Below are 9,214 nucleotides of genomic sequence, written 5' to 3'. Positions count from 1 at the left end.
AGGCAAGGGACTTTGACTCCCTCATGCGTTGGTTCGAATCCAGCTACCCCAGTTACTATTTGCCGGCGTGGCGGAATTGGCAGACGCGCTGGACTCAAAATCCAGTGTCCGCAAGGACGTGCCGGTTCGACCCCGGCCGCCGGTATAGTATAAAGTTAAGGAACGTTGTAAATCTTCGTTCCTTTTTTATATTATTTTTGGTATAATGATAGTTATTCAAATTTTATTTAGATTATGAAAGTGTAGGGAAGTATGTCTCGTTCTATCGATTTATTAAAACATCGGTATTTGAAAAATATTAAAAAAAATCCTGAATTGTTTGTCGGGATTGAACTGGAATATCCTGTTGTAAATTTGGAAGGTGATGCCACAGATGTTGAAGTTATCAAACACTTATTCCGATATTTAGTTTCTGCTTTGGATTTTACTGTCGAAAAGGTAGATGATTTTGGGACTCCTATTCAGTTAGTGGAGCCAGTAAGTCAGGATGCTATTTTATTTGAAGTTTCCTATACTACGATTGAGTTTGCATTTGGTAAGTCTGAAACGATACAAGAGGTTGAAGAACGTTTTAGTATTTATATGACAGCAATCCAGAAGAAGTTAGCTGAATCAAATCATGCTATTGTTGGCTGTGGTATTCATCCCAACTGGGATAAAAATGAGAATACTCCAGTTGCTTATCCACGTTATCAGATGTTAATGGACTATTTGAATTTGAGTAGAAATGTGACTAAATCAGACTTACATCAATTCCCTGACTATGGTGCTTTTATCTGTGGGAGTCAGGTACAGTTGGATGTTTCAAAGTCTAACTATTTACGAGTGATTAATGCTTTTACCCAAATTGAAGGGGCTAAGGCTTATTTATTTGCAAATTCTGAGTTTACAGGTGCTGATTGGGATACAAAAATCTCAAGAGATATTTTCTGGGAAGACTCTATGCATGGTATCTATCCAGAGAATGTTGGTGTCAATGCTAGACTCTTTAAAGATGAGGATGATTTTTTTGATTATCTAGATCATTCTGCAATTTTTACTGCGGAACGTGATGAACAAACCTATTATTTTTATCCGATTCAGGCTAGGGACTATTTGGCTACATCTGAAATCCAAGCATATTCTCTTAATGGGGATGAGATTCTTATTTACCCCCAAGAGAAGGATTTTGAAACTCATCGTAGTTACCAGTACCAAGACTTAACGACTCGAGGAACAGTTGAGTTTCGTAGTGTGTGTACACAGCCACTTGATAGGACTTTTGCTTCTGCAGCCTTTCACTTGGGATTGTTGGTTAATTTAGATAAGTTAGTAGCTTACTTAGAAACAGCACCTTTCTTTAAGAAATTTGGTTGTGATTATAAGTTTTTAAGACGACAATTTTCTAAGAAAAAGCTTACAGATGAGGAAGAAACTACGATTATTGAAATTTCCAAAGACTTACTCCTGCTAGCTGAAGAAGGACTGGAGATGAGAAATAAGCAAGAAATGACCTACTTACAGCCTTTGAAAGAAGAATTGAGCCTATAATTTCTCTTGTAAAAGGAGAATTTTCTGAAAAATCATGATATAATGGATGAGACTATAGATAAAGGATAGAGAGTAATGACATTAGTTTATCAATCAACGCGTGATGCCAATAATACAGTAACTGCTAGTCAAGCTATTTTGCAAGGTTTGGCAACGGATGGTGGTTTGTTTACACCGCTTACTTATCCAAAGGTAGATTTGGACTTTGACAAATTCAAAGATGCTTCTTATCAGGAAGTTGCTAAGATTGTTTTGTCAGCATTTTTAGATGACTTTACAGCTGAAGAGTTGGACTACTGTATCAACAATGCCTACGATAGCAAGTTTGATACTCCAGCTATCGCGCCATTAGTGAAATTAGACGGACAATATAACTTGGAACTGTTCCATGGTTCAACAATTGCTTTTAAGGACATGGCCTTGTCTATCTTGCCATACTTTATGACGACTGCTGCTAAGAAACATGGCTTGGAGAACAAAATCGTCATTTTGACAGCGACATCTGGTGATACTGGGAAAGCTGCTATGGCTGGATTTGCCGATGTACCTGGTACTGAGATCATCGTCTTTTATCCAAAGGATGGTGTCAGCAAGGTACAAGAGTTGCAAATGACCACTCAGACTGGCGACAATACTCATGTTATTGCTATTGATGGTAACTTTGACGATGCGCAAACCAACGTGAAGCATATGTTTAACGATGTAGCCCTTCGTGAAAAATTGGCTGCCAACAAGTTGCAATTTTCATCTGCAAACTCTATGAATATTGGTCGTTTGGTGCCACAGATTGTTTATTATGTTTATGCCTACGCTCAGTTGGTCAAGACTGGTGAGATTGTGGCTGGTGATAAGGTCAACTTTACCGTACCAACAGGAAACTTTGGAAATATCTTGGCTGCTTTTTATGCCAAACAAATCGGCTTACCAGTTGGTAAATTGATCTGTGCTTCAAATGACAACAATGTTTTGACAGACTTCTTCAAGACACGTGTTTACGACAAGAAGCGTGAGTTTAAGGTAACAACTAGTCCATCTATGGATATTTTGGTATCTTCAAACTTGGAGCGTTTGATTTTCCATCTTTTGGGTAATAATGCGGTTAAGACAGCTGAACTTATGAATGCCTTGAACACGCAAGGTCAATATGAGTTGACTAATTTTGATACAGAGATTCTTGACCTCTTTGTAGCTGAATATGCGACTGAGGAAGAAACAGCGGCAGAAATCAAGCGTGTTTATGAGTCAGATTCTTATATCGAGGATCCACATACGGCGGTTGCCTCAGCAGTCTATAAGAAATACCAATCTACTACTGGCGATGCGACTAAGACAGTAATTGCATCAACAGCTAGTCCATACAAGTTCCCAGTGGTTGCAGTAGAAGCTGTAACAGGGAAAGTTGGCTTAACTGACTTTGAAGCCTTGGCTCAATTACATGATATTTCAGGAGTGGCAGTGCCGCCAGCAGTTGACGGGCTTGAAACAGCTCCTGTTCGTCACAAGACAACAGTGGCAGCTGCTGATATGCAAGCAGCGGTTGAGGCTTATCTAGGACTTTAAGACAGAAGGAGTAAACTCGGTTGGGAAACCAACTGAGTTTCTTTTCATCAGGAGGAAGGATTGTTTAAGAAAAATAAAGACATTCTTAATATTGCTTTGCCAGCTATGGGCGAAAACTTTTTGCAGATGCTCATGGGGATGGTGGATAGTTACTTGGTAGCCCACTTGGGCTTGATAGCTATTTCGGGTGTATCAGTTGCTGGCAATATTATCACGATTTACCAAGCGATTTTCATCGCTCTGGGAGCTGCTATTTCTAGTGTTATTTCAAAGAGTTTAGGGGAGAAGAATCAGTCTAAGCTAGCCTACCATGTGACTGAGGCGTTGAAAATTACTTTACTCTTAAGTTTCCTTTTGGGAGCTTTGTCCATCTTCGCTGGGCAAGAGATGATAGGACTTTTGGGGACGGAGAGAACTGTAGCTGAGAGTGGTGGACTCTACCTATCTTTAGTTGGTGGTTCGATTGTTCTTTTGGGATTCATGACCAGTCTGGGTGCCTTGATTCGTGCAACGCATAATCCACGTCTGCCTCTCTATGTTAGTCTCTTGTCAAATGCTTTGAATATTCTTTTTTCAAGTCTAGCTATTTTTGTACTGGATATGGGGATAGCTGGTGTTGCTTGGGGAACTATTCTGTCTCGCTTGGTAGGTATTGTGATTTTATGGTCGCAATTAAAGTTGCCTTTTGAGAAACCGACTTTTGGTTTAGATAAGGAACTATTGACCTTAGCTTTGCCAGCAGCTGGAGAGCGGCTTATGATGCGGGCTGGTGATGTCGTTATTATTGCCTTGGTTGTTTCTTTTGGAACGGAGGCAGTTGCTGGGAATGCAGTCGGAGAAGTCTTGACCCAGTTTAACTACATGCCTGCCTTTGGCGTAGCTACGGCAACGGTCATGCTAGTGGCCCGAGCAGTTGGAGAGGATAATTGGGAAAGAGTCGCTAGTTTGAGTAAGCAAACCTTTTGGCTTTCTCTGGTCCTCATGTTCCCCTTGACCTTCAGTATCTATGCTTTGGGTGTACCATTAACTCATCTCTATACGACTGATCCTCTAGCGGTGGAGGCCAGTGTTCTAGTGACACTTTTTTCACTACTTGGTACTCCTATGACGATAGGGACAGTCATCTATACAGCAGTCTGGCAGGGTTTGGGCAATGCTCGGCTTCCCTTTTATGCGACAAGTATAGGAATGTGGTGTATCCGCATTGGAACAGGATATCTGATGGGGATTGTGCTTGGTTGGGGCTTGCCCGGTATTTGGGCCGGAACCCTTTTGGATAATGGTTTTCGTTGGTTATTTCTACGTTACCGTTACCAGCATTATATGAGCTTGAAAGGATAGGAAATGCAAAAAACAGCTTTTATTTGGGATTTAGATGGGACTTTATTGGACTCTTACGAAGCGATTTTGTCAGGGATTGAGGAAACTTTTGCTCAGTTTTCTATTCCTTATGATAAGGAGCAGGTGAGAGAGTTTATACTCAAGTATTCGGTGCAAGATTTGCTTGTGCGGGTGGCAGAAGATAGAAATCTGGATGTGGAAGTGCTCAATCAAGTGCGTGCCCAGAGTCTGGCTGAAAAGAATGCCCAGGTAGTCTTAATGCCAGGTGCGCGTGATGTGCTAGCGTGGGCAGACGAAGCAGGAATTCAGCAGTTTATATATACTCATAAGGGGAACAACGCTTTCACCATTCTCAGAGACTTGGGTTTGGAGCCCTATTTTACAGAGATTCTAACCAGTCAGAGTGGCTTTGCGCGCAAGCCTAATCCGGCAGCGGCTACCTATCTGTTAGACAAGTATCAGTTGGATCCTGAGAAAACCTATTATATAGGGGATCGGACTCTGGATGTGGAATTTGCCCAGAATAGTGGGATTCAAAGTCTTAACTTTTTAGAGTCGTCTTATGAAGGCAATCACAGGATTCAAGCGTTAGCAGATATTCCTTACATTTTTGGGGATTGGGAACGATAAGATTGTGTCGGTTTTGTAACAGAGACCTAACAAACTGTTTCAAGTAACCGAGTTTGTTACAAGGAATAGACAGTTTTGTTAAATAAGCCCGAGAGGGCTTTTTTTCTGCATTTTTTGTGTTATGATAGACAGGTACTCATTTGAAAGGAATAGGAAAGAATGAAGAAAAGAATATTATTAGCTTCAACAGTAGCCTTGTCATTTGCCCCAGTATTGGCAACTCAAGCGGAAGAAGTTCTTTGGGCTGCACGTAGTGTTGAGCAAATCCAAAACGATTTGACTAAAACGGATAACAAAACAAGTTATACCGTTCAGTATGGTGATACCTTGAGCACAATTGCAGAAGCCTTGGGTGTAGATGTCACAGTTCTTGCGAATTTGAATAAAATCACTAATATGGACCTGATTTTTCCTGAAACTGTTTTGACAACGACCGTCAATGAAGCAGAAGAAGTAACAGAAGTTGAAATCCAAACTCCTCAAGCAGACTCTAGTGAAGAAGTGACAACTGCGACAGCAGATTTGACAACCAATCAAGTGACGGTTGATGATCAAACTGTTCAGGTTGCAGACCTTTCTCAACCGATTGTAGAAGCTCTAAAAGCGGTAGAAACTACAAGTACAAAAGAAGTAGCAACAAGTTCAGAAGTTACAGAGACAGTGACTGCTTCAGAAGAAGTGACACCATCTACAGGAACTTCTGTCCCAGAGGAGCAAACAGCCGAAACAAGCAGTGCAGTTGCAGAAGCAGCTCCTCAGGCAACGACTCTAGCTGAGAAGCAGGAAACTCAAGCAAGCCCACAAGCTGTTTCAACAGTGGAAGAAACTACAACTCCAGCAGAAGAAACAGCAAGCGAAACAACTGCAACAAGTTCAGAAGAAGCAAAAGAAGCTACACCAACAGTTTCTACTTATCAACTAGAAGAGGCGAAAACAGTTTCAACAACTTACGCAGCTCCAGCTGCACCCGATTATGCTGGACTGGCGGTAGCGAAATCTGAAAATGCAGGCCTTCAACCACAAACAGCTGCCTTTAAAGAAGAAATCGCCAACTTGTTTGGTATCACATCTTTTAGTGGTTACCGTCCAGGAGACAGTGGAGATCACGGAAAAGGTTTGGCTATCGACTTTATGGTACAAGAAAGCTCAGAATTAGGGGATAAGATTGCGGAATACGCTATTCAAAACATGGCCAGCCGTGGAATTAGTTACATCATCTGGAAACAACGTTTCTATGCTCCATTCGATAGCAAATATGGACCAGCTAATACTTGGAACCCAATGCCAGACCGTGGTAGCGTGACAGAAAACCACTATGACCACGTTCACGTTTCAATGAATGGATAAACCAGGATTGGTAATATCATTTTGACGAATGAGATCTAGCTTTCGTGATAGGAAGTAAGTCTCATTCGTTTTTTTCTTTGTCATACTCTTCGAAAATCTCTTCAAACCACGTCAGTTTTATCTGCAACCTCAAAGCTGTGCTTTGAGCAACCTGCGAGTAGCTTCCTAGTTTGCTCTTTGATTTTCATTGAGTATCAATATGAATGGAAAATGGGAAGTTACCATTTTGTAATGATTGAAGCAACATTCTTGCAATCTATTTTACTTTATATTATACTTGATTAGTCAATTATTGATAAGTCAACAGAAAGAAGGAAGAAATGTTAGAGATTCAAGATCTGCTTTATCAACTCCGCTTGTCTGAGCAAGCGAGTACGCAATTGTTTGAAAAAAGACTTGGGATTAGTTTGACACGGTATCAGATTTTACTGTTTTTGCTGGAGAATTCTCCCTGTAATCAAATGGGAGTTCAGGAGCGTTTGAAGATTGATCAGGCTGCTTTGACCCGACATTTCAAAATTCTGGAAAAGGAAGGTTTGGTGGAGCGTCATCGTAATCCTGAAAATCAGCGAGAAGTGTTGGTAGAGGCTACGAAGTATGCTAAGGAGCAATTAGTGGTGAATCCACCTCTGCAGCATATCAAGGTTAAGCAAGAGATGGAAAGTATCTTAACAGAGTCTGAAAGAACAGAACTCAGCCGTTTATTAAATAAATTGGTTTTGGGTATTGAGAATATAGAGATCTAAGGAGAAAAATATGTCAATTATGACAACCATTTTAGCAACAATCGTTGCTTTCGAACATTTTTACATTTTTTATTTGGAAAGTATTGCAACGCAATCAGAAGCGACTAGTCGTGTCTTTAACATGGACAAGGAAGAACTGGCTCGTCCGTCAGTAAGTTCATTGTTTAAAAATCAAGGGATTCATAATGCTTTGCTAGGAGTCTTTCTCTTGTATGGAATTTATTTCTCACAGAATTTAGAAATTGTGACTATTTTTGTTTTATTTGTGATTGGTGCTGCGGCTTATGGTTCTTTAACAGCAGATAAGAAAATTATTTTGAAGCAAGGTGGACCAGCTATTTTGGCCTTGATTAGTATTTTATTCTTTAAATAAACTCAAAAATCAATTCTAGCCTCTCTAGTCCTTTTCACTCCAGAATAAGGGAAATATGTTATACTTGTTTTTAAGAAAAAGTCTCATTGAATTTGTTTTGAGGAGTTAGAAATGAAAGTATTAGTGACAGGTTTTGAGCCCTTTGGAGGGGAAAAGGTCAATCCAGCTTTGGAGGCCATTAAAGGTTTACCAGCTGAAATCCATGGTGCTGAGGTCCGTTGGCTAGAAGTGCCGACAGTCTTTCACAAATCGGCTCAAGTATTGGAAGAAGAGATGGACCGTTATCAACCTGACTTTGTCCTTTGTATCGGCCAAGCAGGTGGAAGGTCTAGCTTGACGCCTGAACGAGTGGCCATTAATCAAGACGATGCACGCATTCCTGATAACGAAGGTAATCAACCGATTGACCTTCCCATTCGCCAAGACGGTGCTCCGGCCTACTTTAGTAGTTTACCTATTAAAGCGATGGTTCAAGCTATAAAAAAAGAGGGATTACCAGCCTCTGTTTCCAATACGGCAGGGACTTTTGTCTGCAATCATTTGATGTATCAGTCCCTCTATTTGGTAGAAAAGAAATTTCCACATGTTAAGGCAGGTTTTATGCATATTCCTTATATGATGGAACAGGTGGTGAATCGACCGACTACTCCAGCTATGAGTTTAGTGGATATTAGGCGAGGGATAGAAGCAGCAATCGGCGCCATTATAGAACATGGGGATCAGGATCTTAAGTTGGTAGGCGGAGAAACTCATTGATAGAAAAAAAGCTTGAGGGGTTACCTTCAAGCTTTTGGACGTTTTCGAGCCAGTACTGCTCGGTAGAAAATCATTTTATTGATTTGAATGTAGGGGAGGAGTGAGAAACTAGCAATTCCAAAGGTAATCCAATTGAGGAAGTACCAAGGAAGGAGTTGTAAGTCTAGGACAAAGCGTTGAAATTTGTAGCCTTTCATCAGGAAACGGCTGGTCTTAAGGATTTGTCCTGGTTTGGCTTGTCCTAAGTCTAGGGTGTCACAGAGGAGAAATTCTACCTGCGAATAGGCATAGTATTGTGGAATATAGAGACTATTTCCGACAATCATCAAGAGGATACTTGCTAGAAAGTAGAGACCAAAGGTCATGAGGAAGCGTTCGGTTTCAATTGATGTGAGATCCAGATTGGGAAACTCGGGGTGAAGGACAACGAATTTCTTTGCTAGAAAGCTACTGTAAAAGAGGAAGTAAATCCCGAGTAAACTAGGAATGCTCCATAAAAAGAGATAGAAGCGTTTGAGAAGGAGAGTCAAAAAGGTTTGTGAAAAGTGCTCTTCGTTAAAGAGAGTGAGACTATTTTTGACGGATAGTTCTGTATCTGGATTCTTGATGAGTTTTAGGGTTGTATAGACTGAACTGGTTAGAAGTATTGCCCCGATAAAGGAGACTAATAGTGGAAAAAGGTAGGCTTGGAATACATGGCCAAACACGCTTAAAAAGGGTTGTTCTAAAACACTCTCGTTGATGCGCTCTAAGGGATTGAGGAAGCCAGACAAGATGAGCAGTATGCTAGGTAAGAGATAGACGAGAAAGAGGCGGGGATTTTCAGCCTGAAATTGTCTGGCCTGCAGACGAACAGTTTTTAAATCAATTTTTGGGTATTTCATTCTTTCATTATACCATAGTTCGTGACAGTTCCGACTTTTTTTGATAA

At 40.7% G+C, this 9,214-nt stretch carries 9 protein-coding genes and 1 tRNA gene; 9 read left to right on the top strand and 1 reads right to left on the bottom strand.

Annotated features, from left to right (window positions below; translation table 11 throughout):
* The first annotated feature begins 61 nt into the window (after positions 1–61).
* The 9 genes from ADI58_RS06140 (at position 62) to pcp (ending at position 8,283) form a co-directional block, all read left to right on the top strand.
* A tRNA-Leu gene (locus ADI58_RS06140) sits at positions 62–145 on the top strand.
* Positions 146–252: 107 nt separating this feature from the next.
* On the top strand, positions 253–1,530 hold the full coding sequence (locus ADI58_RS06135) for a glutamate-cysteine ligase family protein (RefSeq protein ID WP_049521872.1): 1,278 nt from the start codon (positions 253–255) through the stop codon (positions 1,528–1,530).
* Between the two features lie 75 nt (positions 1,531–1,605).
* Positions 1,606–3,090 (top strand): threonine synthase, encoded by a 1,485-nt coding sequence (thrC, locus tag ADI58_RS06130; protein ID WP_049521871.1) that lies wholly within the window; start codon positions 1,606–1,608, stop codon positions 3,088–3,090.
* Between the two features lie 60 nt (positions 3,091–3,150).
* Entirely contained in the window at positions 3,151–4,431 is a 1,281-nt protein-coding gene (locus ADI58_RS06125; protein ID WP_049521870.1) for an MATE family efflux transporter, read from the top strand.
* A 3-nt stretch (positions 4,432–4,434) separates the two neighbouring features.
* Positions 4,435–5,061 carry an HAD family hydrolase gene (locus ADI58_RS06120; RefSeq protein WP_049521869.1) on the top strand — a complete coding sequence of 209 codons (627 nt, stop codon included), beginning with the start codon at positions 4,435–4,437 and terminating at the stop codon, positions 5,059–5,061.
* 159 nt (positions 5,062–5,220) lie between these two features.
* Positions 5,221–6,408 (top strand): LysM peptidoglycan-binding domain-containing protein, encoded by a 1,188-nt coding sequence (locus ADI58_RS06115; RefSeq protein ID WP_049521868.1) that lies wholly within the window; start codon positions 5,221–5,223, stop codon positions 6,406–6,408.
* 320 nt (positions 6,409–6,728) lie between these two features.
* Positions 6,729–7,154, top strand: coding sequence for a MarR family winged helix-turn-helix transcriptional regulator (locus tag ADI58_RS06110; RefSeq protein ID WP_049521867.1), 426 nt, complete (start codon positions 6,729–6,731; stop codon positions 7,152–7,154).
* A gap of 10 nt (positions 7,155–7,164) precedes the next feature.
* On the top strand, positions 7,165–7,527 hold the full coding sequence (locus ADI58_RS06105; RefSeq protein WP_049521866.1) for a DUF1304 domain-containing protein: 363 nt from the start codon (positions 7,165–7,167) through the stop codon (positions 7,525–7,527).
* Positions 7,528–7,638: 111 nt separating this feature from the next.
* Positions 7,639–8,283: a pyroglutamyl-peptidase I gene (pcp, locus tag ADI58_RS06100; protein WP_049521865.1), complete on the top strand. Its 645-nt coding sequence runs from the start codon at positions 7,639–7,641 to the stop codon at positions 8,281–8,283.
* A 26-nt stretch (positions 8,284–8,309) separates the two neighbouring features.
* On the opposite strand, the gene ADI58_RS06095 is transcribed toward pcp, so the two are convergent.
* Positions 8,310–9,167, bottom strand: coding sequence for a DUF975 family protein (locus tag ADI58_RS06095; RefSeq protein ID WP_049521864.1), 858 nt, complete (start codon positions 9,165–9,167; stop codon positions 8,310–8,312).
* Between the last annotated feature and the right edge of the window lie 47 nt (positions 9,168–9,214).

This window comes from Streptococcus mitis, assembly GCF_001074635.1.
In the GTDB taxonomy this organism is placed as follows: Bacteria; Bacillota; Bacilli; order Lactobacillales; family Streptococcaceae; genus Streptococcus; species Streptococcus mitis_E.
Note: the sequence above shows the minus strand (reverse complement) of the source record. Positions and strands in the feature narration are given on the sequence as shown.